General features: G+C 41.2%; 28 protein-coding genes, 2 pseudogenes and 1 riboswitch. Of the genes and pseudogenes, 8 read left to right on the plus strand and 22 right to left on the minus strand.

Annotated elements, in window-relative coordinates; translation table 11 throughout:
- Window positions 1–49 precede the first annotated feature (49 nt).
- Window positions 50–655, plus strand: a complete 606-nt coding sequence (locus tag EV579_RS17875) for a rhomboid family intramembrane serine protease (protein WP_024425384.1) — start codon at window positions 50–52, stop codon at window positions 653–655.
- A gap of 53 nt (window positions 656–708) precedes the next feature.
- Here the strand turns inward: EV579_RS17875 and EV579_RS17880 are convergent, their stop codons facing one another.
- From EV579_RS17880 to EV579_RS17910, 7 genes are all read right to left on the minus strand, one after another.
- The gene (locus EV579_RS17880) at window positions 709–2,205 is read right to left on the minus strand and encodes a PH domain-containing protein (protein ID WP_133744973.1); all 1,497 of its coding nucleotides are present in this window, start codon (window positions 2,203–2,205) and stop codon (window positions 709–711) included.
- A complete protein-coding gene (locus EV579_RS17885; RefSeq protein ID WP_024425383.1) occupies window positions 2,195–2,674 on the minus strand; it encodes a PH domain-containing protein in 480 nt (159 codons plus the stop codon). The genes EV579_RS17880 and EV579_RS17885 overlap by 11 nt, the downstream gene beginning before the upstream one ends.
- A gap of 116 nt (window positions 2,675–2,790) precedes the next feature.
- The gene (cshA, locus tag EV579_RS17890) at window positions 2,791–4,290 is read right to left on the minus strand and encodes a degradosome RNA helicase CshA (protein WP_024425382.1); all 1,500 of its coding nucleotides are present in this window, start codon (window positions 4,288–4,290) and stop codon (window positions 2,791–2,793) included.
- Between the two features lie 165 nt (window positions 4,291–4,455).
- A complete protein-coding gene (locus EV579_RS17895) occupies window positions 4,456–4,794 on the minus strand; it encodes an avidin-fold protein (RefSeq protein ID WP_103132678.1) in 339 nt (112 codons plus the stop codon).
- 127 nt (window positions 4,795–4,921) lie between these two features.
- Complete coding sequence (locus tag EV579_RS17900; protein ID WP_024425381.1) at window positions 4,922–5,614, minus strand: alpha/beta hydrolase; 693 nt, start codon at window positions 5,612–5,614, stop codon at window positions 4,922–4,924.
- 18 nt (window positions 5,615–5,632) lie between these two features.
- The gene (locus EV579_RS17905; RefSeq protein WP_044334729.1) at window positions 5,633–6,997 is read right to left on the minus strand and encodes a UDP-N-acetylmuramoyl-tripeptide--D-alanyl-D-alanine ligase; all 1,365 of its coding nucleotides are present in this window, start codon (window positions 6,995–6,997) and stop codon (window positions 5,633–5,635) included.
- An 80-nt stretch (window positions 6,998–7,077) separates the two neighbouring features.
- A complete protein-coding gene (locus EV579_RS17910; protein WP_024425379.1) occupies window positions 7,078–8,160 on the minus strand; it encodes a D-alanine--D-alanine ligase in 1,083 nt (360 codons plus the stop codon).
- Between the two features lie 184 nt (window positions 8,161–8,344).
- Between EV579_RS17910 and EV579_RS17915 the strand changes: the two genes are divergently transcribed.
- Both EV579_RS17915 and fbpB read left to right on the plus strand, forming a co-directional pair.
- Window positions 8,345–8,665 carry a thioredoxin family protein gene (locus EV579_RS17915; protein WP_012008983.1) on the plus strand — a complete coding sequence of 107 codons (321 nt, stop codon included), beginning with the start codon at window positions 8,345–8,347 and terminating at the stop codon, window positions 8,663–8,665.
- 315 nt (window positions 8,666–8,980) lie between these two features.
- The gene (fbpB, locus tag EV579_RS17920; protein ID WP_065215285.1) at window positions 8,981–9,130 is read left to right on the plus strand and encodes a Fur-regulated basic protein FbpB; all 150 of its coding nucleotides are present in this window, start codon (window positions 8,981–8,983) and stop codon (window positions 9,128–9,130) included.
- A gap of 96 nt (window positions 9,131–9,226) precedes the next feature.
- Here the strand turns inward: fbpB and EV579_RS17925 are convergent, their stop codons facing one another.
- From EV579_RS17925 to EV579_RS17960, 8 genes are all read right to left on the minus strand, one after another.
- Window positions 9,227–9,562: a hypothetical protein gene (locus tag EV579_RS17925; RefSeq protein ID WP_017366657.1), complete on the minus strand. Its 336-nt coding sequence runs from the start codon at window positions 9,560–9,562 to the stop codon at window positions 9,227–9,229.
- 117 nt (window positions 9,563–9,679) lie between these two features.
- A complete protein-coding gene (locus tag EV579_RS17930) occupies window positions 9,680–10,447 on the minus strand; it encodes an ABC transporter permease (protein ID WP_133744974.1) in 768 nt (255 codons plus the stop codon).
- Entirely contained in the window at window positions 10,440–11,351 is a 912-nt protein-coding gene (locus EV579_RS17935) for an ABC transporter ATP-binding protein (RefSeq protein WP_024427364.1), read from the minus strand. The genes EV579_RS17930 and EV579_RS17935 overlap by 8 nt, the downstream gene beginning before the upstream one ends.
- 127 nt (window positions 11,352–11,478) lie before the next feature.
- Window positions 11,479–12,720, minus strand: coding sequence for a dicarboxylate/amino acid:cation symporter (locus EV579_RS17940; protein WP_166644710.1), 1,242 nt, complete (start codon window positions 12,718–12,720; stop codon window positions 11,479–11,481).
- Between the two features lie 77 nt (window positions 12,721–12,797).
- Window positions 12,798–12,931: riboswitch (cyclic di-AMP (ydaO/yuaA leader) on the minus strand.
- A 63-nt stretch (window positions 12,932–12,994) separates the two neighbouring features.
- Window positions 12,995–14,017, minus strand: coding sequence for an AI-2E family transporter (locus tag EV579_RS17945; protein ID WP_041107476.1), 1,023 nt, complete (start codon window positions 14,015–14,017; stop codon window positions 12,995–12,997).
- A gap of 197 nt (window positions 14,018–14,214) precedes the next feature.
- Window positions 14,215–15,483, minus strand: coding sequence for a C4-dicarboxylate transporter DctP (dctP, locus tag EV579_RS17950; protein ID WP_133744976.1), 1,269 nt, complete (start codon window positions 15,481–15,483; stop codon window positions 14,215–14,217).
- Between the two features lie 123 nt (window positions 15,484–15,606).
- Window positions 15,607–16,290, minus strand: coding sequence for a response regulator (locus EV579_RS17955; protein WP_133744977.1), 684 nt, complete (start codon window positions 16,288–16,290; stop codon window positions 15,607–15,609).
- Window positions 16,287–17,906, minus strand: a complete 1,620-nt coding sequence (locus EV579_RS17960) for an ATP-binding protein (protein WP_417896689.1) — start codon at window positions 17,904–17,906, stop codon at window positions 16,287–16,289. The genes EV579_RS17955 and EV579_RS17960 overlap by 4 nt, the downstream gene beginning before the upstream one ends.
- A 67-nt stretch (window positions 17,907–17,973) precedes the next feature.
- Here EV579_RS17960 and EV579_RS17965 point away from each other — a divergent pair, with 67 nt between their 5' ends.
- Entirely contained in the window at window positions 17,974–19,071 is a 1,098-nt protein-coding gene (locus EV579_RS17965; protein WP_133744979.1) for a DctP family TRAP transporter solute-binding subunit, read from the plus strand.
- A 24-nt stretch (window positions 19,072–19,095) separates the two neighbouring features.
- Here EV579_RS17965 and EV579_RS17970 read toward each other — a convergent pair whose 3' ends face one another.
- Window positions 19,096–19,926, minus strand: coding sequence for an EcsC family protein (locus EV579_RS17970; RefSeq protein WP_044334744.1), 831 nt, complete (start codon window positions 19,924–19,926; stop codon window positions 19,096–19,098).
- Between the two features lie 156 nt (window positions 19,927–20,082).
- Here EV579_RS17970 and EV579_RS17975 point away from each other — a divergent pair, with 156 nt between their 5' ends.
- From EV579_RS17975 to EV579_RS17990, 4 genes are all read left to right on the plus strand, one after another.
- Window positions 20,083–20,343, plus strand: a complete 261-nt coding sequence (locus EV579_RS17975; protein ID WP_024427360.1) for a GlsB/YeaQ/YmgE family stress response membrane protein — start codon at window positions 20,083–20,085, stop codon at window positions 20,341–20,343.
- Window positions 20,344–20,565: 222 nt separating this feature from the next.
- Complete coding sequence (locus EV579_RS17980; protein ID WP_122631451.1) at window positions 20,566–21,843, plus strand: Nramp family divalent metal transporter; 1,278 nt, start codon at window positions 20,566–20,568, stop codon at window positions 21,841–21,843.
- Window positions 21,844–21,914: 71 nt separating this feature from the next.
- A complete protein-coding gene (locus tag EV579_RS17985) occupies window positions 21,915–22,484 on the plus strand; it encodes a GNAT family N-acetyltransferase (protein WP_024427358.1) in 570 nt (189 codons plus the stop codon).
- A 98-nt stretch (window positions 22,485–22,582) separates the two neighbouring features.
- Entirely contained in the window at window positions 22,583–22,846 is a 264-nt protein-coding gene (locus EV579_RS17990) for a hypothetical protein (RefSeq protein ID WP_008346966.1), read from the plus strand.
- 40 nt (window positions 22,847–22,886) lie between these two features.
- Here EV579_RS17990 and EV579_RS17995 read toward each other — a convergent pair whose 3' ends face one another.
- The 6 genes and pseudogenes from EV579_RS17995 to EV579_RS18015 form a co-directional block, all read right to left on the minus strand.
- Window positions 22,887–23,111: a hypothetical protein gene (locus EV579_RS17995; RefSeq protein WP_073203917.1), complete on the minus strand. Its 225-nt coding sequence runs from the start codon at window positions 23,109–23,111 to the stop codon at window positions 22,887–22,889.
- Between the two features lie 95 nt (window positions 23,112–23,206).
- A complete protein-coding gene (locus EV579_RS19310; RefSeq protein ID WP_258011212.1) occupies window positions 23,207–23,335 on the minus strand; it encodes a hypothetical protein in 129 nt (42 codons plus the stop codon).
- A gap of 128 nt (window positions 23,336–23,463) precedes the next feature.
- Window positions 23,464–23,940: a DUF2247 family protein gene (locus EV579_RS18000; protein WP_133744980.1), complete on the minus strand. Its 477-nt coding sequence runs from the start codon at window positions 23,938–23,940 to the stop codon at window positions 23,464–23,466.
- Between the two features lie 4 nt (window positions 23,941–23,944).
- Window positions 23,945–24,907: pseudogene (locus EV579_RS19315) on the minus strand (pre-toxin TG domain-containing protein); the annotation flags it as partial.
- A 572-nt stretch (window positions 24,908–25,479) separates the two neighbouring features.
- Window positions 25,480–25,797, minus strand: coding sequence for a hypothetical protein (locus EV579_RS18010; protein WP_025093598.1), 318 nt, complete (start codon window positions 25,795–25,797; stop codon window positions 25,480–25,482).
- 21 nt (window positions 25,798–25,818) lie between these two features.
- Window positions 25,819–26,346: pseudogene (locus tag EV579_RS18015) on the minus strand (hypothetical protein); the annotation flags it as partial.

The raw sequence follows: 26,346 nt of genomic DNA on the forward strand, positions 1-26,346 counted from the left end.
TAAACGTGTTACTATAAACTTACCATTATCTAGTCAAAAGGGGTTTGTTATGTTTATTCGAACGGAGAGCTTTCAACAATTTATTAGATCGTATCCAATCGTAACAGCGATCCTTGCTTTACAAATTGGCCTGTGGCTTATATTTGCGGTTCCTATCCCTATTATACAGCTTGGACAGGATCATCTCGTCGGTTTCAATTATGGTGTAGCGGCTGGGGAATGGTGGCGTCTCGTTACACCTATTTTTCTTCACGGAAGTCTCACGCATATTTTATTTAATTCCATGTCCCTTTTCTTATTCGCCCCAGCGCTTGAACATTTGCTTGGGAAGGTTCGATTTCTGATCATTTATCTTGGTGCAGGGTTCATTGGCAATCTCGGAACCTATTGGGTGGAACCTTTGGAGTATGTACACGTTGGCGCTTCTGGTGCGATTTTCGGTTTGTTTGGAGTTTATCTATACCTTGTCCTATTTAAACCGCACATGATGGACCGCGGGAATTCACAAGTGATTTTAACGATTCTTGCTGTTTCTGTCATCATGACGTTCGTCAATTCGAACATCAATATCATGGCTCACTTATTTGGATTGATCGGCGGTATGCTTCTAGCACCGATTACGCTGCTTTTCCATTCGAAAAAAAGACGCTATTAATCTCATAAAAAATGTCGATCCTCCTTAAGCTGGAGCTGATCGACATTTTTCGTTTAAGACGATTGATTTTTTTCATATGAATACCAATCAAATACACGTGCCGCATCTTCTTCCTCAAGGTGATGCACACCAAAGGAATCAAGCAGCGCAGAGGATTTCACAAAGGTGTGAATACTTGCGACCCGGCCTTTCTTTTGGAAAAAAGATTGCGTCATCGTATAGTTTTGCATTCGTTTTCTAAGGACAATGCCAGTGGTCTTGCCAATGCCTCTTGATGTCATTTGAATCAATGAATCTTTGATTGTATATCCTGATTGTTTATAAGCTAAGTAGCCGAAGAATAGAGCAAGCGGTAACGGAATGAGTCCCAAATACCCCCATGGCGGAAAGCGTACCGACAGGATGACACCTGCAAGTAACGGCACAAAGCCATATGAGATCAGGTAGCGTTTGAGTGAACGCTTTGGCACTTTTTTCAGCTCTGTTTCTGGTGCTACATGATAATGATCGGTGAATTGTGACAGCAATTCATTTATTTTTTTCTTCCGAATGAGCGGAAATAAGACGGAAGAGGTTTCTTTCTCTGTCATTGAACCTCCTGCACTAACAAGCATCACGGTCGCAAAACCAAAAGGCTCACGGATAATATTCTCTTTGATTTTCACTGCTTGAATTCTCGCAAGTGGAATGGTCATTTGATGTCTCTCAATGAGCCCTCTTGTAATGATGATGTCATTCCCTTTTCGTTTTGCAGCAAAATTCGCATACTGAAGGGCTGTTACCCCAACACTCAAGATCCAAGCGATCAATACGGCAAGAAATATTAAAATCGCATAGATTTCAATGCTCGCATGGCTTAAAAAAGAGAACTGCTTGAAGAACCCGTCCAAAGGGAGAATTTCATCTATTTGCGTGTAGATGGCGAGACACCCTGAGATAATGACACCGATACCGCTTGAAGTGGTCGCAGCCAAAAGCAATTCTGGCACACCCATACGATAGGAGACATTGATTTCTTCCTGCATAGGTTTTTGCGCAGTCAAATGGCCATTCAGATCACCTGCTTCATCCGTCATTTCTTCTTCCTGCAAGCTTTTCTTCCGGTTGAAAATCGACTGCTTTAATTGTTCCGCTTCTGCTTTTGTAATCGCGGTCAGGCTCACTTCTGGACCATCCGTTCCGCCTGCCGTTTCGATTTGAACCCGCACTAAACCGAAAATCCGCTGAAAAATGCCTTCACTTGTATTAACCGTTTGAATTCGTTCTAACGAGATATATTTTTTCTTTTTCGTAATCACACCCGATTCCACACGAAATTCATCGTCTTCCATCCGGTAAGTGAATCGTCTCCATTCTAAAATGGTAAAAACGGCTTTCCATAAAAGAAGCACACCAAGAATAATAAATGCATAAAAGCGAATGCTCGAATTCGAGTTCACAAAAATCAACACGAAAAAAGGGATAATGAAGTTTTTGATCATGGATACAGCATCTGATATAAAATCAATGAACATCGAAATGGGATGTACACGTTTTGGTTCAGACATCATCTTCCGTCACCCTTGCTAAACGAGATATGTAATCACGAAGCTCATCTGCCTCTTCTAATTCTAGCGCCGGTATATCATGAACTGTGGCAGCAGTCGAAATTTGAACAGAGGCCAAACGGTAGCGCCTTAAAAGCGGCCCTTGAGATGTATCAACATGCTGAACACGAACCATTGGCACAATGACACGTGTGACACGAATGAGTCCATGCTGTATTTCAATTTCATTTTCGAATACTTCGTAGCGCCAGATGTGGTGGCGGATTTTTGGTATGAGCCAAATGCCAAAAATGACCTGTAAGACCCATAAACCAGAAAGAATCGCTCCAATCCAATATGGCCATTGAAAATAGTAGCTGGCAACAAATACCCCAATGATGATGAGTAAGAAAATCAATGAGATAATTCCATTTTGAAGACGCCATACCTTTAAACCATTTAAACTAATTTGACGTTGCGGCTGTTTTCTCACATTCTTCCCCCATTCTCTTACTTTTCTATCAATATATTACGTAACAAAGCCTAAAAAGTTTCAATTTCAGCTTATTAAAAAAAAAGCGAACCCTGCAAAGGATTCGCTCTTGTATGTTAGTTGTTATAAGATTTCTTTTGACGACGATCGCTAGAAGAACGATTGCGGTCATTTGAAGAACGCTTTTTATCACCATAAGATGAACGGCTGTTCTTGCCTTTTCCACGGTAGCCTCCGCCACCGCCGCCGTCTCTGCGTTTAGAAGAGCTGCGGTTGTTACGATGACGTTTAGAAATCATCGGTGCTTCATCTGTTAAACGAACAGGCGTTGCATCCGGCTCTTTTGTCATCATTTTGATCGCAGCTGCAACCACTGTTACAGAATCATGATCTTCCAACAATTCAGCAGCAGCTGTCATGTAGAAGTTCAAGTTGTTTTCACTGATGATTGTGCGTAGACGGTCAACTGTTACTTGCTGTTGTCCTTCAATCGCCTCATCAAGTGTAGGTTCTTTCATACGATCCATTTTACGTTTAGTCGTTTGCTCAATCGCACGAAGCATATCTTTTTCACGTGGTGTGATGAATGTCATCGCCATACCTGTACGTCCAGCACGTCCTGTACGTCCAATACGGTGCACGTAGCTTTCTGGATCTTGCGGTACGTCAAAGTTATACACGTGTGTTACGCCTGAGATATCAAGTCCACGTGCAGCTACGTCTGTTGCGACAAGCACATCGATTGAACCCTCTTTGAATTTACGAAGCGCAACCATACGTTTTGCTTGAGTCAGGTCACCATGAATTCCTTCAGCTGTATAACCTCTAAGGTTAAGTGCTTCAGTCAATTCGTCAACACGGCGTTTCGTACGGCCGAAGACAATTGAAAGCTCAGGTGATTGAATGTCAAGAAGACGAGTCAATGTATCAAACTTTTTACGTTCGTGAATATCCAAATAGAACTGTTGGATGTTAGATACTGTCATTTCTTTCGCTTTTACTTTTACGTGTTCTGGGTTTGTCATGAAACGCTCTGCAATGCGCTTAATTGGTGCAGGCATTGTCGCAGAGAATAAAAGTGTTTGGTGTTCACTTGGTACATTTGAAAGGATCGCTTCAATGTCTTCGATGAAACCCATGTTTAGCATTTCGTCTGCTTCATCTAGCACAACTGTTTCAACGTTTTGAAGACGCATTGTACGACGGTTAATGTGATCGAGTAAACGTCCTGGAGTCCCTACGATGATATGAGGATTTTTCTTGAGCGAACGGATTTGACGGCCGATATCTTGTCCACCGTAAATAGGAAGTACGCGTGCACGCTTGTCTTGGCCGATTTTATATAGCTCTTCAGATACTTGAATCGCTAATTCTCTTGTTGGCGCAATGATAATCGCTTGGATATTTGGAGACGCTGGGTCGATTTTTTCAACCAGAGGAATACCAAATGCTGCAGTTTTTCCTGTTCCTGTTTGTGCTTGTCCGATGACATCTTTATTTTGAAGACCGAGAGGAATCGTTTCTGCTTGAATCGGTGTTGCTTCTTCAAATCCCATGCGGTTAATAGCCTTCATGAGACTTTCGCTTAATTGAAAATCTTGAAACGTTATAGTCAATTTATTCAAACTCCTTCTAATTGCTGTTTCAGTAATCTCGTGAATGATCATTAAAAACTGCCCTTTTCTGAAAGGACAGGTCCATTATATACAAAGCCCGAATTACCCTACCTTATATCTTACCATTACACTATTTGTTTTTCAACAAGACAGAAATGGATATATCTACTGTTCTACAATGACAGATTCACCTTCACTTTGATCTCCGTCCATCCATTTCCACTTTTCTAACAGTTGAATTTTTCCGTTATCCAGCTGCTTTGGAGTGGAATTGCAAGTCCCGCTTCTCATACTGCCGTCCTTGCTTACATGGTGGTATCTAAAATGAAGTGTTCCATCCTCATTCACAGTTCCTACAAGTACGCCAGATATAATACTGCCGCCTTGATATGTGCCCGTTAATATATTCCCGTCCTGACGATATTGAAATATGGTTCCTGCTGATACTTCTCCGTTACTCGAATTAGACTGCGGGATAAAGGTTTTTCCGTCATATTGAAACAACCGAATCAACCACCTTTTCTTTCCTATTGTACCATATGCCTGTCACTCATTCGACAAAAATGATGCAAATTTTAACAAGTGGGATTCAATTTATATTAGTTTAGCCACAATTTAGCTTTTCTATATATTAAATTGCATTTTTTAGAAAATGTTCTATTTTCTCAAACAATTGCTGGGCACATGGCTCATGACAAACATGATGTTTACAATCGGGCAAATAAAACATTTCTTTCTGGCGAGACGGGACTTTATGATAAATAAATTCTGCACTTGAAGCAGGTACAATTCCGTCGCTTTCACCTTGAACAATTAACACAGGCAGATGAAGCTTCTCAAGCGAATTCTTCGTTTGCTTGACCAGCTTCATAAATTCTATCGCAGCTGACAGCGGCGTGCTTGTGAGCTTATGGCGATATCGATCATATAAAGGGTTTGTATCAATGATCCCTGACAGGGACTCCTGTACCATCTGCCTTGTGTCTTGCATCATTTGTTTTGGGTTCACATATTTAGCCGCAGCACTTAATAGGACGAGACGGGCAACTGGGTACTTCGCTGCTAAGTAAGAAGCAATCATTCCGCCCATAGAAAAGCCGATCAAATACACGGTGTCACAAGTTCGATAAAGGGATAGAAGTTCGAGTTCAGCTGTCGCTATCCATTCTTGATAAAGAATGCCTTTTAACTGAAGCTCATCCCCATGCCCCGGAAGCGTGACAGACTGCACTTCCCAATCTGCCGTCTGTTTTAAATATTGCGCCAGCGGTTCTACTTCATAAGGGGCACCCGTAAAACCGTGGATACATAAACAGCCAATCATTCTGTCACCTTCTCACTTTTATAGTGCAGTAATGACTTCTTCCAATTTCATACCGCGTGAGGCTTTGACAAGCACAACATCGTCAGGCCCTGCCACTTCAGCTAGTTTTTTCTTCAGGTCCTCTTTGTCCATAAAGGAGAATACGTGCTCAGCCCCGAATGATTTTTTCGCTCCTTCAGCAATGAATGCACCTAGTCGGCCATACGTCATGACATGATCAATAAATTCCGGCTTGATGTAACGGCCAAGTTCATAATGATACGTTTCTTCTTCGCTGCCCATTTCGAGCATATCTCCAAGTACAAGAATACGATTGGCGAAGCCGTCCATATCTCCCACAAGATCAATGGCTGCTTTCATAGAAGTAGGACTTGCATTATACGCATCATTAATGACAGTGATTCCTTTATCTGTTTTAAACAGCTCAAGACGCATCCCCGTCAACTTCGTTTGCATCAGTCCCTGGGCTATTTGTCTTTCATTCAGCCCAAAATGCTGGCCTATAGCAATAGCAGCAAGTGCATTCTTCACATTATGTTTCCCTAATACAGGAATGAGAAAACCTTGGGCATACCCTTCGACCTGAAATTCTGTTCCTTCTGCAAGCTGGTTGATGTGCGTTACCTTAATATCACAGTCCTCTGCTTCTCCAAAGGTTTTTACACGCTGAGAAAGTGAACTTGCTCTTTCGCGAAGCAAAGGCTCATCACCTAAGTAATAAAAGATGCCGTCTTCTTTTAACCCTTTGACGATCTCACATTTGGCATCAGCAATGGCTTCTCTTGATCCTAAATCTTGCATATGTGATTCCCCGATATTTGTGATGACTGCCGCATCCGGCTCAGCGAGATTTGATAAAAATTCGATTTCGCCTTTTGCACTCATGCCCATCTCCAAAACTGCAATATCGGTTCCTTCTGGCATTGCAAGAATGGTGAGCGGAAGACCGATATGATTATTAAAGTTACCGTCTGTTTTATGAACTCGATACGCTGTTTGCAAGACGGAATGAATCATGTCTTTCGTTGTGGTTTTCCCATTACTTCCTGTAATACCGACAACACGAGGGTTTTCTTCTTTTAAGTATGATTTCGCCAGCTGTTGAAGCGCAGCTAGTGTATCCTCTACAAGAATTACTGGAACGCCTTCTGGCGGATTGGCTTCTTTTTGATTCCAAAGAACAGCTGAGGCTCCTAGCTCCACTGCTTTTGAAGCAAATGTGTGACCGTTAAAATGTTCTCCGATAAGCGGGATAAACAGGGCGCCGTTTGATACTTTTCGTGTATCTGTTGTCACTCCGTGAATCTGTTCTTCGCCAAAAGCTTGATTAGATAGGGTTCCACCAGCCATTTGGGCGATTTGTTTCACTGTACGTTTGATCATGATTTTTCGCCTCTCTTTCTCATTTCACGTTTGAAGGAAAAGAGACACTACCTAAGGATAGTGTCTGCTTGCTGCTCACATTAAAAAGTTGTTTTAATGGTTTGTTTTTCTCGATGGCGTTCAATTGCAAGTGACACCAGCTTTTCAATTAACTCTGGATACTCTACACCAGTGTGCTTCCAAAGTAATGGGAACATACTAAATGGTGTGAATCCAGGCATTGTATTCACTTCATTGATCAACACTTCACCTTTTTCTGTAAGGAAGAAGTCTGCACGTACGAGACCAGATCCATCGAGGGCTTTAAATGCCTTAATTGCCATGTCATGAATGGTCTTATATTCATCCTCTGACACACTCGCCGGAATGATCAAATCTGTATCGCCATCTTCATATTTTGCTTTGTAATCATAAAAATCTGTTTTAGGTGCAATCTCACCAACGACAGAGCATTTCGGCTCATCATTGCCTAATACACCAATCTCGATTTCTCTTCCAACGACGCCTTCTTCTACGACCACACGACGATCATATTGGAAAGCGAGGTCAAATGCAGTCTGCAGTTCTTCTTTGCTGCGGCATTTGCTAATTCCAACACTTGATCCCATGTTGGCAGGTTTCACAAAGCATGGGTAGCCCAGTACTTTTTCAACCTGTTCTAAGCTGTCTGGTGTCGCTTTCTCGTAGTCTTTTTTATTGAAAGAAAGGTGCTTTGCTTGTGCAAGTCCTGCTTGTGCAAAAACATCTTTCATCATGACTTTATCCATACCCGCGGCAGACGCGAGAACGCCGTTGCCGACATACGGGATATTTAACAGTTCAAGTAATCCTTGCATTGTGCCATCTTCTCCATTTGGTCCGTGCAGCAACGGGAAGACAACATCAATTTTCTCATCAGCCGATGCAGGCTGTGGAAACATGCTTTCATTTAAAGAAGTTGGTAAAAACGTCTTTGCGGTCTGTTCAAATTGAAGCATTTTGACGTTTGATACTGGTTCAGTGAGTTTTTCTCCTCTTAACCATTCACCCTCTTCTGTAATATAAATTGGATGTATATCGAACTTCTCAGTGTTAAGTGCTTTTGTAACTGCAAGGGCTGTTTGCAGTGATACATTATGTTCGGCTGACTTTCCGCCGTAAATCAATCCTAAACTTATTTTCAATGGATACTCCCCCCACTAAAATTCATCTTTACTATCTTATCACTTTCAGGCAAAAATGCTCTAATTAATTTTTGTTGTTACGTAATTGAAATGATTTGTAAAGGTTGTAAGCGCCTCCCGAGCATTTGTATGTCATTCGCCTTTATTTTATATTAAAATGACATTGAAAAGGAGTTGTGACAAATTGAAAAAAATCACAAGTACTGAACAATTCAATGAAATTATTCAATCAGACAAAGAAGTCATCGTTAAATTCTTTGCAACATGGTGTCCTGACTGCACAAGAATGGACATGTTCATTCCAGACATCCTAGAAGCCTATGCTCACCATGAATGGTTTGAAATAAATAAAGATGATTTCCCAGAATTAGCTGAAACGTATCAGGTAATGGGCATTCCAAGCCTGTTAATTTTCAAAAATGGTGAAAAAACAGGTCATTTACACAGTGCAAACGCAAAATCGCCTGAAGAAGTGACAGAGTTTCTTCAAGAGCACGTTTCATAATTGATGAAACGAAGGACATCAGCAAACTCTTGCTGATGTCTTTTTTCTTTTTAAATCTCTTCATAAGACGAGCTGCACAGCCAAAACGTTTCAAATTGATGTTTCACTTACGACAAGTCATGACAAAATTATTTCCTGGGAAAGAATGCAGCGTCGAACCAGCTTGGAATATGTCGGTTACGTGAATTTTCTGAATTGAATCTTTACTTCTGACATTTGTCTTTGTATAATGGAGTTGCTAATTGAAAATGATTATCAATTTCATCTATGTGAAATCCTATAGACGTCCATTCTAATAAGGGAGCGATAAGTCACATGTCTAAGAAGAAAATTAAAACCTATCAGCAATTGATTGAAGAGAACAAAAAGGCCATCATGCGCGATCCTCAAATGATGGAAAGTATTTACGAAACCATCGACAAAAAACACCAGAAGCAGCTTGCAGCTGCTGGGCGTGAATCATAACTATTAGAGAGCAGTCATCACTGACTGCTCTTTTGTCTGCTTCAACTAAATAAAAAAGCCGATAAAATCTGTTATTCGATTTTATCGGCTTTTGTTTTAATGTGATTTCGCTACACGGTCCTGCTTCATTCCTAAATAAATGAGCATATATGTGAGATAACCCATTGTCATCGTTAAACCACCGAAGAAAAATTGAGAAAAGACTGGTTCCTCAAATGTTGTGACGGCAGCAAGAACGATCCAGCTCGCATATAAATAGACCATGAACCATTTCATGTTTCTTTTAAGTGTATACAGAAAGAAAAGACCCGCTAACGAAAAGATCCCCAGCGCTAGTCTGAAATAAACAAGGTGATCAAACTGGAAGGCAAAAGACACAAACGAAAACGACAGCAGCAACAAAATTGGTAAAGCCGTAATGAAATTTTTCACGATAGTGCCACCTCCATGACTCCTTCTTATTATAAGACAAAATCAGCCGGTTATCGTGAAATACAGACTCGTTTTCACAAAGATGTCACGAATTTTTCTTGTTATTTGACACAATTTTTACACATTTACATCACGTTTCCAAAAAAGAATCCAAGCCGATCCAATAAAGAAAACAAAATGCGCCCCTACTATAAATAGAGAAAACAGAATGCTCATCCCATCAAAAGGCGGCGGTCCTTGAAAGCTGTACTGAGTAAAGTCCGTATTCGCGAAAAGGAGGATTTTCCCCCACTGATTTTCTAAGAGAGACATGATGGGTACAAGAGATTTCGCCGCATATAAAACAAAAAACGAGGTCACAAGGGCAACAAGACTGTTTCTAAACAAACTGGAACACATAAAAGCAAAGCTTGCCATCATGATCACTTCCACCCACTGAGATCCAATGACGGCAAACGTATGCTGAAATAATTGCCCCGTTCTTTCATCAAAATCCGTACCGAAGAAAATAAGACCAAATAGAAAAGCCAAAACATAATAAAAAACAAACAAATAAATGACTGTCAGCACAAGTGTGATGTATTTTGACAGAAAAATGTGCAGTCTTGTTTTTGGCCGGATCAATAGAAATTTGATCGTCCTTTTCTGAAACTCTGTTGAGATCAAGGTCGCGCCAATAACAACAGCAAGTACCTGCAAAATAAACACGACGTTCGTGGAATAAGCAAAATAGTTCGCGACTGTGTCTTGTCCACCAAAGCTTGATATGACTCGTTTCAAGGTTAGAGCCATGGCCAGTTGAAATACAACGATCAATAAAAGAGCAATGAATGTGATCTTTTTCTTCATGATTTTTTTATGCTCATTCTTGATGAGGTTAAGCATCTGTCGTCCCGCCTTCCGTCCATTTCATAAATGCCTCTTCAATTGACTGCTTTTGAGGCATCATTTCAAGTACATCAAACCCCGCCAGCACAAGCTGTTTGTTCAGCTCTGGCACACGTTCTTTGTTCAGTTGAAGCAGTACACGCGCTCCATTTCGTTCATATGTATAGTCGTGTGCGTCAAGCCATGAGACCGCCTTTTCTACTGGCTGAATATTCATCAGCACCTGCTCTTTCCCCTCCATATCCCGGAGATGAGTACTAGCTTTGATCTGTCCCTTTTGAATGATAATCATTCGATCACATAGCTCTTCTACCTCATGCAATAAATGCGTCGCAAATAACACCGAGGTTCCTTCTTCCTTTACAAGCATTTGTAAGTGCTCCCGGAATTCCTTCATTCCTGCGGGGTCCAGTCCATTTGTCGGTTCGTCTAAAATGAGCAGGTTCGGCCGATGCAAAATAGCTTGTGCAATCCCAAGCCTTTGTTTCATCCCTAGTGAATACGTCTTGACCTTCTGATGAATGGCATCCTCAAGACGAACTCTTTCCACTACTTCCTGAATGCGTTCCTCCGTCACGCCATCGTGCATCGCTGCATACATCTCAAGGTTTTCAAAGCCTGTTAAATACGAATAAAATTCTGGGTTTTCTATGATCGCACCAACAGATGACATCGCTTTAAGAAAATCCTCATCTTGTGAATATCCATTGATCATGATGTTGCCATTGTTTTTTTTCATCAAGCCAACGATCAATCGAATCAAAGTTGTTTTTCCAGACCCATTGGGTCCAAGTAATCCAACAATTTCTCCTTGCCCAATGTCTATAGAAATATCCTGCAAGATCATTTTCCGGCCAATTAGTTTATCGACTTTCTCTACTTTTAAAACAGCAGACTGCAAAGTGGTTCCTCCTTCTAATGTAAAGCCTGTGGCGGCAGTTATGACCGCTCATCCTGTAAAAAGTATATCACGCGAGACAAATCAATCCATGAAAAAAAGGACTGACCCAGCCAGCCCTTCTTGCTTATTACAGTGATAAGTTAGGTGTCGGCGCTTCTTTCTCGTGTTTCTTTTCGGTTTCAGAAACAATCACCGCACATGCTGCGTCACCTGTAATATTCACTACGGTTCTTGCCATATCTAATAAGCGGTCTATGCCAAGGATCAGCGCTATTCCCTCAACAGGAAGATTCACGGAATTTAACACCATGGCCAGCATGATGAGCCCTACCCCTGGGACACCTGCTGTACCGACACTTGCTAAAACAGCTGTTAAGACAACCGTCAGCATTTGAACAAGCGTCAGTTCAACCCCATACACTTGAGCGATAAAAATGGTCGCAACACCTTGCATAATGGCTGTGCCATCCATATTAATGGTTGCACCCAGCGGCTGCACAAAGCTTGAAATCGGCTCTGGCACCTTTAAACGCTTTTGCGCTGTTTCCATTGATACCGGCAGTACTGCGTTACTGCTTGATGTACTAAACGCAACAACCATCGCTGGTGAAAATCCTTTAAAGAATGCCATTGGATTTCGTTTAGCTAAGATAGCAATGGTTGATCCATATGTCAGGAAGAAATGCAGGATAAGCGCAATTAACACGACCGAGAAGTAAAGTCCCATCGCTTTCATGGCATCCAGTCCCTGACTGCCGATCGCGGTTGCAATCAAACCGAATGTCCCGTACGGTGCAAATTTCATTACAACACCGACAAGATACATCATTAATTCATTTCCTTGTTCAAACAGCTTCAGCAAGCCTTCCGTTTTTTTACCAAGCATGGCTATGCCAAGACCTAAAAATACGCAGAAGACGATAATTTGAAGCATGTTTCCTTCAACTAACGATTGGACTGGATTGGTTGGAATAATGTTGAGTAGTGTTTCTGCCATTGATGGGGCTTCCTCTGCGGAATAATCAGCCGCTTTTGTATCAAAATTACCGAAGGCTCCGGGTTTAATCAATAAGGCTAATGAAATGCCAATGATAATGGCGAAAGTCGTAGTGAGCAGGAAATAAGTAATGGTTTTTACGCCGATTCTGCCTAGCTTCTTCGGATCACCAAGGCCTGCTACACCGAGCGTGATCGAAAAGAATACAATGGGTACAACCAGCATTTTAATCAGGTTTAAGAAGATTTGACCTAGAGGTGTAAATAAATAAGGGTCTAACACTTTGAATACATTTGGAGCAAAAAGGTTAAGCAGCAATCCTGTGATTGCACCTACAAACAAGGCAATAATAATTTTTGTCGCCAGCTTCAATAAAATCTCCCCTTCCTCGTCAAAAAGACCCACGAGAGAGTTTTCTCGTGGGCCTGCGTGTCCATACGTGTACCACTGTCTACTCTCTTCACGCTGATGAGGTTAGCTGACGGGTTAGGACGAAGAGATGTCCTTTTTTCTCAGATAAGAAAAATTCACCCCAAAAACATGGGTCCCCCATTCCTTTAGAAGGATTAAGCGTGTGGATATATGATATTTTCATACCATTTATACCTTATTTTTAGAAAATTGTAAACAGGTTCATATGAACTTTTTAATTACTTTCTTCCCTATTTGTCACTTCAAGAATATCTAAAATAAACACAAAGATTGGGATACCGATAATAAGTCCCCAAATGCCAATATAGTGTTCAGAGAAGATCAGCACAATAAACGTGAAGAAAATAGGGAGTTCTGTTTTAGCTGACATGAGCTTCGGATTCAAGAAGTATGCTTCAATAGCATGGATAATCACAATCACCAGCACAATATACAGGACATACATTCCGCCTCCGAGTGTATACGCAATGATGCTGAGTGGAATAAGAGAGATAACCACACCCGCTACTGGGATTAAGCCTAGCAAAAAGACCATGACCGCTAATCCAAATAACTGCGGGAAGCCCATAATGCCTAGCGCAATGGTCGTTAGCACACAGTTAACGGTTGCAATAATAAACTGTGCTTCAAGTACTTTTCCAAACGTTCGGGAAAATTTACGTCCAAAGAAGGCAATTTCATGATAGAACACGGAGATTTTACTCGTTTTGAACTTGTTCATGAATTGAATGAGGCGTTCTTTTTCGAATAGGAAGAACATGCTTAATATTAAGGACATAATGACCTGGATACTGAACGTGCTGAAATCGGTTATGTATGTATAGAGGAAATTAAACCCTTTCTCAAAGAAAGCTGATATTTTGAAATCTCCGAATACGTTCGTGATGACGTCAAAGAAGGGTAAATCTTGTGGGTGATCTGCAATTTTCTTTCCTAAACGGAATAGCTGCTCTACCTGTTTGGCGATGATTGGTACAAAAACGAATCCGCCAAATGTTAATCCACCAGCCAGAAGAATATACAAAATGGTAATGACCGATTTCTGTCCTATTTTCAGGAAGCGATTTAAAAAGCCTCTAATGACCTCTTCCAACCGATTCATCAAAAAGGTGAAAATGAAGGTCAAAAGAATTAAATTCATCATTCCTCTTAATAGATATAATGCTGTGGCTAATACTACAAATACTGAAAACCGCTTAACACCAGGTTTTTCGAACAATTTTAAAAATGCCGTCATTACGTTACACACCTGCCAGGACTAAAGTCTATTTTTCATCGTATCTGATATACATTATATCGGATCTTTCTGTAAATTATATAATAAAAGGTCAAAGAGGTCTTACGATTTGTATTAATTTTATTGGTTTTTCTTTTTTACACAAAAAAACCGAACCCATGTAGAACATAAGGTTTCGGTTTTTGGTTGTTTTTATACTAAACAGCCTGCTTCATATTCCGCATTTCCTGAAGTGCTGTTTTGCTCTTCGCTTCGTCAAATTCACCTTCACTCTTCGCGACAACAATTGTTGCGATTCCATTTCCAATGAGGTTTGTAATCGCTCTTCCTTCACTCATGAAGCGGTCAACCCCAAGCAGCAGTGCTAGACCCTCTAACGGAATGACCTGTAGTGCCGCAAGAGTAGATGCAAGCACGATAAATCCGCTTCCTGTCACCCCAGCTGCTCCCTTTGATGTAAGCATCAGCACAAGGATAATAGTGATCTGCTGACCGATCGACAGGTCTACACCAAACACTTGCGCCAAGAAGACGACGGCCATTGATAAATAGATGGAAGTTCCATCTAGGTTAAAGGAATAACCTGTTGGAATGACAAGACCGACAACAGACTTAGAGCACCCGTAGCGTTCCATTTTATCCATCATTCTTGGCAGCACGGATTCTGAAGAACTTGTGCCAAGTACAATTAAAATTTCATCTTTGATAAACCGCAGATAACCGAGCAGGCTGAAGCCATACATTTTACAAATGATGTTCAGTACAACGAAAATGAACAAGAACATGGTCATATAAACGGAGAGCATCAGACTCGCCAGCGGTTTAATCGATGCCAAACCAAAGTGTCCGATCGTATAAGCCATCGCGCCAAATGCACCAAGAGGCGCAGCACGCATGATATAACCAATGATTTTAAAGAAAACAAGTGACAGCTTATCAAGCCATTCGATGATGCCTTTCCCCTTCTCGCCAAGAGCAGCGAGCGCGACACCGAATAGAATAGAGAAGAATAAGACCTGTAAAATATCACCCTTTGCGAAAGCATCAACCATGTTAGATGGCACGATGTGTGTAACAAATTCCATCCAGTCTATACCCTGTCCGCCATTTTGGGTATACTGTGAAACGTCCCCTTTTTCAAGCTTGCTATAGTCAAGACCTGCACCTGGCTTCATGATATTCACCACAAAAAGACCGATGACTAGAGCAAGTGTCGTGACAACTTCAAAATAAATAAATGCTTTTCCCCCAACTTTCCCAACCTTTTTCATATCACCCATCTTGGCAATACCAAGAACAATGGTTAAGAAAATAATTGGTGCAATGACCATTTTAACGGCATTGATAAAGGTATCACCAAGCGGCTTCATTTCTTTTCCAACGTTTGGCCAAACCATCCCGACAATGATCCCGATAATGACAGCTGCAATTACCTGAAATGTCAGGTTCTTCAAAATCCTTTTCATAAAAAATCAACTCCCTCACCCTTTGATGTAAACGCTTAACTATTATCTGTAGATAAATGATAGCGATTTCATCAAAGGCTGTGAAGCTTATGGACATATCGTACATTTTGGTCTTTTTGGTCTTTAGTCAGAATGTACGATATATTTATTCACAGGCCGTCCTACCCCGCCATATTGCATATCTAATTTCAGCTCGCCTTCTTTAACGAGAAAGTCTAAATACCGGCGTGCCGTGACGCGGGCAATGCCAAGTGCATTGGCGACTTCTTCTGCAGACTGCGCGCCTTCCTGCAAGCCCATATACGCTTTAATTTCGTTCATCGTATGCACATTCAGCCCTTTAGGAAGCCAAGTATCTTCCTGCTTAACAGCAGGCTTTCGTATGATATCATCGAGCATCTCCTGAGAGAATTCTGCTGCAGTTTGGATTTTTGATTTAAACACCTTATAGCTTTCAAGAGATTCTTTCATTCGTTCAAATTTGAATGGTTTAATAATATAATCCCGCGCACCATTTTGAAGCATGATGCCGATGGTCTCTTTGTCCTTCGCTGCTGAAATGACAATCACGTCCACTTTCATCTTCTGTTTTCTGATGTCTTGCAGCGTTTTGACGCCATCCTTTTTTGGCATATATACATCAAGTACCACGAGGTCTGGACGAATCTCTTTGATCAGCTGGATGCCCTGCTCCCCATTTCCAGCGACAGCTGCGACTTGAAAGCCAGGGACACTCATAATGAACTCTTTATTCACTTCTTGCACCATTGGGTCATCTTCAATTAACAGCACCTTAATCTGAGTCATCTGTCTCTCTCCTCTATGGTCATTGGGAATTCGATTGAGAAGGTGGTACCAATACCGATGCTTGATGTGACCTCTACATTTCCCATCCCTTTGTCGATAATCGTTTTTACAATGTACAGGCCATAGCCTGTTCCGCCCTCTTTGCCATGTGTGAAGCCTTTATCGAAAATAGAAGGAATCATTTCTTCTTCGATCCCGGAGCCATTGTCTTCAATTAAAATCGCGAGGACATCCTCCGTTTGATCGATACTAATGGAAATGACTTTTGTGTCTCTTTCTACAGTATCATACGAAGCAAAGGCGTTCTCAATGAGATTTCCGAGCAGCTTTGTCATATCATGCTGATCAAGCCGTTCAGGGAAATCACGCAGACAGCTATGTTCATCTACTTCGACCATGATGCCAAGCTCCTTGCCTCTTCTGATTTTGCTCATCAATAACCCTGCGACAGCATTATGCTCTATGACGCGATGAAGAAAGTCCGTCACATGTTCCTGCTCCTCTGTTGTTTGAAAGGCTAGGTCGAGCGCCTGATCGGCTTTACCGAGCTGAATCAGCCCGGCAATCGTATGAAGCTTATTCATATGTTCATGGTTTTGCACCCGCAAACCGTCCACAAAGTTCTTAACCCCTGTGAGCTCCTCCGCCAATTTCGCTGCTTCTGTCCGGTCTTGAAAAATGGCGACCGCTCCGATGATCTTCTTTTTCATGACTATCGGAATCCGGCTGCTCATGATCCGCTTTCCGCTCATATGGATTTCTTCATTGTAGACAGGTTCTGCGCGATCAATAATCTCAGGAAGTCTCGTATCAGACAGCACACCCCAAATATTCCGGCCCACGACATCACCTGTTACGCCAAAAATCTGCTTTGCCTTCTCATTAAAAATGGTGATCATGTGCTGATTATCAATGGCGATGACCCCTTCATTAATAGAGTGAAAGGTTGCAGTGCGTTCCTCTAGCATTCTGACAATCTCATGCGGCTCCAGCTTAAACATTTGCTGTTTAATATGACGGGCGAGCAAAAATGAACCCACAAGCCCAAAGCTGAGCGTCAGCAGGAGGATCATGAGGATATCCTGCTTCATTTCTCCTAATATATCTGCCATACTTGGCAGAGTTCTTCCTACAAGCACAACCCCTGTTTGATTAAATTGATCATCCTTGACTGGATAAAAAGCTCTGATGGCTGTTCCAAGCTCTCCCTCTGCTTCTGAGAAATAAATATGCTCTGCAAAAGCCGGCTCTTCATCAGTTCCTTCTGAGCGCTGGCCAATCCTTGTTTTCACTGGATGCGTTAATCTCACATGATCCATATCCATCACGACAATATAGTCAGCGTCTTGAATAATCCGAATCTCTTCGATTGCATGCTGTAATTGATCACGATCCTTTGTCTGATCAGCTAACGCCTGCTTCACCTCATTCATCTCAGCCACGGTTCTCGCCGTGTTCATGAGTCTTTTTCGAAGCTCCCGTTCCTCTGTTTGCTGAATTCCCCCAACAAGGACAATCCCTCCGATTAAAAGGGCGAAAATGACAACGAAATATGTGAGGATGGTAAGCTTCCATCTAATAGATAATTGTTGTAATTTCAATCGATTTCTCATCATTTTTTCACCTGTATCTTTACGGATTCTTCCTCTGTCAAGTATGCTTGACATAAGGGGGATCTGACGCATGAAGAATTTACTCGCTTATACACTATTGCTCATGATCGGTTTTGTAACCGCTTTATACTTTGGTTTTTATCATATGATGCCAAAATCAGCGACAACCTTTGATGATGAACAGACAGGACTGAAGGACCAGCTTGTGTTCAAATTCAGCCATGTCGTGGCAGACAATACACCTAAAGGACTTGCCGCAAAGAAATTTGCTGAGCTCGTGCACGAAAAATCCGATGGAAAGATCAGCATTCAAATTTTCTCCAACGGAAGCCTTTATTCTGATATTGAAGAAATAAATGCACTCAAAGAGAATCAAGTTCAATTTATTGCTCCGTCTACCTCGAAGCTCGGCATGCTGTCCCCTGAGTGGCTGGCACTTGATCTTCCCTTTGCTTTTTCAAATTACAATGCGGTTCAAGAAGGCCTGCAAGGTGCAATTGGACAAAGGTTGTTTGGCACGCTGCAAAAAGATGGGTTAAAGGGAATGGCTTATTGGACGAATGGCTTTAAGCAAATTACTTCTAATAAAGGGCCAATCAAACAGCCGGCTGATTTAAAAAACCAGTCTCTCCGCATTATGCAAAGCGACATGATTGAAAAACAATTCAAACTCCTTGGCGCAAAGCCCTATCAGGAATCATTTAATTCAACGTTTCAGCTATTAGAATCAAAAAAAGTAGACGGTGAAGAAAATACCATTTCAAATATTTATTCAAAAAAATTCTATCATATACAAGACTATATGACGATCAGCAATCACGGGTATTTAGGCTATGTGGTCTTAACAGATCAATCCTTCTTTGACCGCCAGACACCCGAAACGAAACGAATTTTACTTGAAGCCATGGAGGAAACAACGGCTTGGAATGAAAAGCATGCAGAACAGATGAACAAAGATCAGCTGGAGGACATTAAACGTGAATCGCCGATTGCCATTCATGAATTGACGCCAGCTGAAAGACAAAAATGGATGAAAGCCCTTGATCCTTTGTATGATGAAGCCGAAAAAACGATCGGCTCCACCCTCATCAAACAGATCCGCGAACTGCGTGCACGTTATGAGCACTCACCAATTCATGCTTTTCAGGAAGAGGATGAGAGCAAATAAAAAATCCCTTTGATATGGGATTTTTTATGCACCGGACTCACTCTGTTCTTGCTGCGTGAGCTCTTCTAATCTTGTTAAAATTCTTCGCTTTCGGTATTGCATCATGCCGGTTTCGGCAATTCCTTTTAATTGTGAGCGGTTCGAAACGGCACCAAACAAAATCCCAGCGATAGGCACAAGCTGAAATAGTTTCTTCCAGCCGAACGAATCCCGGTAATTATAGACGACCTCACGCCACCCTTGGATTTGGGAAATCATGTTTTCATGTTTCCCTTCGGATGCATGATAGCTTTTGAGTTCTTTTAGAATCGATTTCTTCCCAACGACATCCGCAGAGTTCAGCTGCAAACATTTAATGATGAAGACCCGCTCCTCTTTGTTTTTAGGATCATAGCCATAGGTGACGGCAATATCCTGTAATGTTTTCAGGGAGAGGCCCAGTACCGCAGGAATATCAGCAGCTAGTGTAAACATTCCGCCGACACCAGTTGTCGCCCCTTGCACCGTTGCAAGGTTCGTTCTGTTTTTCCCCATATGTTCACTAATGGCATCCATCATTTCGATTGGGGCCTTTCCAATATCCTCTATACGCTGAATGGAATCGTCTGCACACTTCTTTTGAAATTGATGAATGATGCCTTTTTCCGACGTCAAATAGGCTCCGCCAGATTGAATGTAATGACCCATTTCATCAAGCAGCACACCGATTTTTTTCTGAATAAAAGCAGGCGTCAGCTTGTCCAGCATTTGAAATGGAAGGCGGCTGAGCTTCTCCCAAAACCATACCTTTTGCTGGTCTTTCTCCCACTTTTCAATCTCCTTTAATTGTGCTTTTAGCCATTCTCTTTCCTCCATGTCATATGCCTCCTTAGATGCCGCTGAAGTATTTGTCTGTTATTATACACAATCCTTGTCCATCATACGTATAAAACATTGAAGCGGTTCCGAAAGGTTTTAATCTTTTTCAAAACGGTTATTGCTTAATAAACAAACAAAAGAGGAGTGATCAACATGTTAGGATTTCTAATTTCATTAGTTGTGGCGATTGTCATTGGTCTCATTGGGAGTGCACTCGCTGGAGGCAGTGTACCAGGAGGATGGATCGGCTCAATGATTGCCGGGTTTGTAGGCGCTTGGATTGGTCATGGATTACTTGGAACGTGGGGTCCTAGTCTAGCAGGCTTTGCGATCATTCCAGCGATCTTAGGAGCAGCCATCTTTGTCATTATTTTAAGCCTGATCTTCCGCAGCGTGGGATCAAGGGTATCTTAAAAAAACAAATAAAAGAGGAAGCAGTAGGGACACCGTCTAAGGGGCGGTGTTTTTTATGTTGCGCGTTGACAAGGTATCTATTTTTTTCACTTACATATGATAAACAAACCTATTAGTTCAGATAGTTGACTTTTCATGAAGATGGGCATATGATGATTAAAAATTGCATGAAGGAAACTTTTTGTGCCCAAGCAAAACTTTGTAGAATCTAGGTGATGACATATGACAAACAAATACATCGAGGCACAGGCACACATGTCAGCGGCAGCTGAGCGTGCACTTGAAGGTAAGGTCAAAGGATTTAGAAGGCTTCTTCCTTTTCTAGGCCCTGCTTTTATCGCAGCCATTGCATATATTGATCCAGGGAATTTTGCCACCAACATTGCGGCTGGCTCTAAATATGGATATCTTCTCTTATGGGTCATTCTCATATCAAATCTCATGGCGCTGCTCATCCAATCCTTATCCGCAAAGCTTGGAATAGCGACAGGGAAAAACTTACCTGAAATCGCACGTGAAGAGTTTCCAAAACCCGTCTCCATCGGTTTATGGATTCAGGGAGAACTCGTTATTATTGCCACAGATTTAGCTGAGTTTATTGGAGCGGCACTTGGTTTATACTTGCTCTTTCGGATTCCTTTGCTTGAAGCATCTATTATTGCAGCCATCGGATCATTTGCGATTTTAGAATTGCAAAGACGTGGATATCGAGCATTAGAAGCCGGCATCACCGGCATGCTGTTCGTTGTCGTGATCGCTTTCGCTGTGCAAACCTTTGTCGCCAAGCCTGATATAGGAAGTGTCGCAGGCGGGCTTTTCATTCCAAAATTTGAAGGCACAGATAGTGTACTGCTTGCAGCTGGAATTTTAGGTGCCACTGTGATGCCGCACGCGATCTATTTACATTCAGCATTAACCCAAAGAAGAGTCGTCGGCAGAACGGAAAAGGAGAAAAAACAGATTTTCCGCTTTGAGTTTTTAGATATCCTCATTGCGATGCTAGTCGCTGGAGCCATCAATGCCAGTATGTTGATTGTGGCAGCCGCTCTATTTTATAAAAATGGTCTCTTTGTTGAAGATCTGGATGTTGCGTTCCAGCATTTTAGCACACTCGCAGGTCCTGTATCAGCTATCTTATTTGGTGTAGGCCTGCTTGTAGCCGGACTATCCAGCTCTTCTGTCGGTACATTGTCAGGCGATATCATTATGCAGGGTTTTATTCAATACCGCATTCCACTGTATGTCCGCCGGCTGATTACTATTATTCCCCCTATTGTGATCATTGCATCTGGGGTGAATCCGACATCCGCACTTGTGATGAGTCAGGTGGTCTTATCCTTTGGTATTGCCTTTGCTTTAATTCCGCTCATTTTATTTACAAGTAAAAAACGAATTATGGGCGAATTAACGAATGCCCGCTGGGTAACAGGAATATCTTGGGTGATAGCAGCTCTTGTTGTCGCACTCAATCTCTTTTTAATTGTGGATACATTTATGTAAAAGACAGTAGTGATGCTGTCTTTTTCTTTTCATATGGTTATGGTAAAATTCCCCTGAGAGGATGTGGGCACATGTTTTTTTATCAAGATCAAGAGATATCCATGCGGCTGCTTGAGCCAAGAGACGCACGAAGTCTATATTTGCTCATTCAGCGGTCAAGAGAGCATTTACGTGAATGGATGCTTTGGGTGGATTCAACGAAAACAGAAGAAGACAGCATGGCGTTCATTCAAGGCGCAATGCAGCAAGCCATGCAGAACAACGGTTTTCAAGCGGGCATCTGGTCACATGGAGAACTTGTCGGGATCATCGGCACCCACCAAATTCATTGGATCGACAGAACTGTTTCAATTGGCTATTGGCTCGGAGAAGGCTATCAAGGAAAAGGCATTATGACAAAAGCGTGCAAAGCAGTCATTCATTATTTATTTGAAGATTGTGGACTGCACCGCATTGAAATCAGGGCTGCTGTCGATAACCTGAAGAGCAGACGCATCGCAGAGCGATTATCCTTTTCGCTTGAAGGCATTTTGAGACAATGTGAATGGCTGGGCGACCGCTTTACGGATCATTGTGTATACGCCCTTTTGCAGCCTGAATATATGAAAGAAAAAACGCATTCTATGAATCAGCCCACGTAATTGTGTCGATTGCATGAATTATTTTACAAAGTGAAGCTTTGTAGTATCGATTGCGATCAGCATCTGATAAAATAGAAGGAAAAATCGAGGTATGAAGTATGTCTCTTATTATTTTATTTTACTTATGGATTGTCCCATTATTATTTGGCATTTTCTTCTCATTCTTAACAAAGAAAGCCACATACAAACGCCGCTTTGTCCCATCATATAGCATGGCAGGACTCAGCATCGTTTTTCTTATTCTGGCACTTGTCTTTTCAGCCAGTCATTTTCTATTCATTTGCGGTATGTTCCTATTTGCCACCACCCTTGTCGGCACAGGCATCCCTTTATTTTTAGCCTTTACAAAAACACCATCATAAACAAAAACCACCTTTTCGCAATGGAAAGGTGGTTTCTTTTTTATTGATTTGGCATTCTGTAAGTCGCGGTGGCATCTTGATTGGCTTCAATTGTTTTCACAATGTCTTCAAGGATCTCTGCTGCACGATCGTTTGAGTCATACTTACCGAGCGTCTTGACCCAAGTATCGCTTCCTGCGATCATCCCTTCAATCTTTTTGCCGGCTACTGTGATTTCGTGGACATGAACGAAACTTTGCTGGTTTTGTGTGAAAATCCATAGCATGGTTTTAGCTCCTTTTTATTGGTTTATTTTAACACATTAATTTCTGACGGGAATGGAATGGCTTGTGCAGGTAAAAATCAAGGTGACTGTTTCATTCAGGTTTGTTGTATTTTTTTGCATCTTTTTAATTTACCGTCTATCATAATCGTAATTCCTTCTACGAGTTCACCAGTATTTTCATTTTCAAACTTCTCAGACAGGATGCTTATTTTATAGTCACTCATTGTTTTCTCCTCAATTGCTTTCGAGATCTAACAAATCTACTTTATTTTTTATCATACCAATCTCTTTACCAGCAATGAATGAAAGAAAACGATGGACCATTAGTCCATCGTTCTATTAAACTCTCTAGTTATAAAATCAATTTCTTTTCATCTTCTAAAAACTTTTCTACAAGTTCTTTAATTGTATTTTGTGAATCGTGAGGGTAATAAAATGCGTCTGAAACTTTTCTAAAAAAATCATACATATTTTCGGGCGTATTAAAGATTGAAAACATATTTTCAATTTCTTCAAATATGTTTTCATCAGTTGAATTAGTATAAACCTCTTTCATAGTGCTATATAGCCACTTATGATACTCTCTCTTCATGTCTTCCGATGATTTGTCAGAGACTATGCTTTCAAGTATATGATCTACTTTAACTTCTTCTTGTTCCCAAGCTAATTCAAGGATTAATTCATTGTTAGCATTAGGGTTGTTTTCTAGATATTTAACAGCATAGTTTGTTACTTCTATTGCCGAAATTAAATTAAACTGTCTACCAACAAACAGTGTAGACCAGTTACAATCAAAACCATTTTTCGTGATTATATCCGTTTTATACAATTTTCTATTTCCCCCATTGATTTATTTTTCCTGTCACTTTGCCACCAGGTATAAAAGTTCTATGGGTTACTGTATTCGTTGTTGGATCTACCACCCATTCAAACACGCCATTCCTTATTTCTTTCGACTGTAACATTTCTGGGGCGTTGTTCTTTACTTTTACATATTTGGTTTCGTACTTAACCACCGAGCCCTCTATTTGATACAACGAATCCATATGGCCTTTTCTATTTGGTAAATCAAATCTCTTAGAATGAACTGCGTAGTTGTCAATTATATCATTAAAGCTATGATAAAAATCATCTTTTAAAGCACTACCTACTCGTGGATTATCTAAAACTGGATGCTTAAGTTCTCTCGTACTCCTAATCCCCATCTTCCCATGAAACCCTTTAGCCCCAAACGGCAAAAGCATTCCAAGAGCCGCATTCATACTCGCTTCCTGCTGTTCTTTTGAGATCTTGTTTCCAAACATGTCTCGGCCTGTAATTGCTTCGCTGAATCCGTTGGTGGCAGTGAGGCCATATAGTCCTTTTTGAGATGTTTTTAAGGCGTCAAAGGATTTTTGCGATGTCTTGTAGATGTCGACTGCCCTGACTGCAGCTGATGTGGCTTGGGTGGTTTTATAGACAGCTTTTCCGCCTTTGAAAATACGGCCTGCCCAGCCGACGATTGGGATGTAGCCTGCGGCTGCCATGCCTCCTGCGGCGACTCGCTGTCCTGCCGTGAGCTCTTCGCCTGTGATTGGATCAACGCCTGTTGCGGCACGTTTTGCATCGTTCACGCCGGTCAGTTCATTCACGATGTTTCCACCATAATCGAGGGCTTTTTCATACCAAGGGCGGTTGGCGAGTGCTTCTTGTTCCTTTGCGATTTCGCGGGCTTCTTCTTGTTCTTTTTTGATGTTCAGATATTCAGAAGTTTGCTTCTCAATATCACTTTTTGCCTTGTAGATTTCGCTATTTTGATCAAGCTGCAATGCTTTTCGATTGCTTTATTGTCTCTTTCGAAACAGAACACTGTTAGCTGAATAAACACCACCTTACGCTATTCGCTTAAATAGATTTTGAAATGATGACTACACTCCGAGAGGATGCCAATTACAGTCAATCATCAATTGAAATGAAAAACTGTCCTCGATACGGCTGCCGCAGACCAGCTGCTATTCAGGCTCAGAATGTCCCTCTCGTATAGCCACATTCCTCAACACTTTTGTTCCGTATCCAGATACGCCATTGATAAGGGAGAGGCGCGTCTCCAAATAAAAAAAGGAGACACCAATTAAGGCACTTAGAGTGCTCAATACGTTCGTTTTGCTTGTCTCTATCATACGATGAACCACTCAGGAAAAAGATTCCCATTTTAACGGTTTTTCTCGGTATGAAAGCCAATAAACACAAAAACCTTGAAAGGCATATAGCCAGTCAAGGTATGATAACAATAACATTATATTTAGAAGTATCAACTACTTCACCTACTGATTTATCTGAGAGAATATCATAATTGTTTTATATTTCTTTCTAATATAATAAGGCTATTTTAAAGTAACTCCACTCCAACTTGTTTATAAAATTTAACTTTTAGCTTCTCTTCTTCGCCCACGTTCATTACCATAGCATTGTCATCTTTTTTTATACTTGTTACATTATTAAAATCACCTGTAAATACTATAGAATCATTAAATGTAATACTTAGACTACTCGTTTGCTTATATACATCTAAAGTTAAAATCACCTTGAAATTTTGGTCATCTTTGTAAGTATAGATTAATTCTCCATCATCTATATTGCCTGTTATACTCACCGGCTCACTTTGAAAAAGTTCTAATAGATCATATTCATCATACTTGATAAACATTCGTATTCATCCTTTTATTAATTATTTCGGTATAACTGTGATAACATCGCCAGCTTCATTTATAATTACTTTGACATCCATTGTTTCATGAACAAACGTTCCGCTTCTATTACCAGGTATCTTTTTCGTATTCATTATAGCGTCTTCAATAACTGAAGGTGGAATATTTCTTGGATCAACATATTTTTTGATGAAATCACTAAATTCTTTTGTTTGTGGTTTAAATCCTAATTCTTCAGCTTTTTTAATTGCTCTACTTGTTAAAGTAGCTTGTACTTCAGGAATATCAGGTGCCATTCTTTCCAAAGCATGCTGAGAATACTTTCTTCCATTTATTTCTCCTCCACCTTTTGACATATTCCAACCAATTTCACCCGTACCCTTAATCCCCATTTTACCATGAAACCCTTTCGCTCCAAACGGCAAAAGCATTCCAAGCGCCGCGTTCATACTTGCTTCCTGCTGTTCTTTCGAGATCTTGTTTCCAAACATGTCTCGGCCTGTGATCGCTTCGCTGAATCCGTTGGTGGCGGTGAGTCCATATAAACC

Origin of the sequence: Bacillus sp. BK450 (genome assembly GCF_004364885.1) — a bacterium.
Classification (GTDB): domain Bacteria; phylum Bacillota; class Bacilli; order Bacillales; family Bacillaceae; genus Bacillus; species Bacillus safensis.

Bases quoted from the DNA above. Each gene is read 5' to 3' on its own strand.
- EV579_RS17875 (WP_024425384.1), top strand. From the start codon at position 50: ATGTTTATTCGAACGGAGAGCTTTCAACAATTTATTAGATCGTATCCA.
- EV579_RS17880 (WP_133744973.1), bottom strand. From the start codon at position 2,205: ATGATGTCTGAACCAAAACGTGTACATCCCATTTCGATGTTCATTGAT.
- EV579_RS17900 (WP_024425381.1), bottom strand. From the start codon at position 5,614: ATGATTGGCTGTTTATGTATCCACGGTTTTACGGGTGCCCCTTATGAA.
- EV579_RS17905 (WP_044334729.1), bottom strand. From the start codon at position 6,997: ATGATCAAACGTACAGTGAAACAAATCGCCCAAATGGCTGGTGGAACC.
- fbpB (WP_065215285.1), top strand. From the start codon at position 8,981: ATGTCTAAGAAGAAAATTAAAACCTATCAGCAATTGATTGAAGAGAAC.
- EV579_RS17930 (WP_133744974.1), bottom strand. From the start codon at position 10,447: ATGCTTAACCTCATCAAGAATGAGCATAAAAAAATCATGAAGAAAAAG.
- EV579_RS17945 (WP_041107476.1), bottom strand. From the start codon at position 14,017: ATGACGGCATTTTTAAAATTGTTCGAAAAACCTGGTGTTAAGCGGTTT.
- dctP (WP_133744976.1), bottom strand. From the start codon at position 15,483: ATGAAAAGGATTTTGAAGAACCTGACATTTCAGGTAATTGCAGCTGTC.
- EV579_RS17955 (WP_133744977.1), bottom strand. From the start codon at position 16,290: ATGACTCAGATTAAGGTGCTGTTAATTGAAGATGACCCAATGGTGCAA.
- EV579_RS17960 (WP_417896689.1), bottom strand. From the start codon at position 17,906: ATGATGAGAAATCGATTGAAATTACAACAATTATCTATTAGATGGAAG.
- EV579_RS17965 (WP_133744979.1), top strand. From the start codon at position 17,974: ATGAAGAATTTACTCGCTTATACACTATTGCTCATGATCGGTTTTGTA.
- EV579_RS17970 (WP_044334744.1), bottom strand. From the start codon at position 19,926: ATGGAGGAAAGAGAATGGCTAAAAGCACAATTAAAGGAGATTGAAAAG.
- EV579_RS17975 (WP_024427360.1), top strand. From the start codon at position 20,083: ATGTTAGGATTTCTAATTTCATTAGTTGTGGCGATTGTCATTGGTCTC.
- EV579_RS17980 (WP_122631451.1), top strand. From the start codon at position 20,566: ATGACAAACAAATACATCGAGGCACAGGCACACATGTCAGCGGCAGCT.
- EV579_RS17985 (WP_024427358.1), top strand. From the start codon at position 21,915: ATGTTTTTTTATCAAGATCAAGAGATATCCATGCGGCTGCTTGAGCCA.
- EV579_RS17990 (WP_008346966.1), top strand. From the start codon at position 22,583: ATGTCTCTTATTATTTTATTTTACTTATGGATTGTCCCATTATTATTT.
- EV579_RS17995 (WP_073203917.1), bottom strand. From the start codon at position 23,111: ATGCTATGGATTTTCACACAAAACCAGCAAAGTTTCGTTCATGTCCAC.
- EV579_RS19310 (WP_258011212.1), bottom strand. From the start codon at position 23,335: ATGAGTGACTATAAAATAAGCATCCTGTCTGAGAAGTTTGAAAATGAA.
- EV579_RS18010 (WP_025093598.1), bottom strand. From the start codon at position 25,797: ATGTTTATCAAGTATGATGAATATGATCTATTAGAACTTTTTCAAAGT.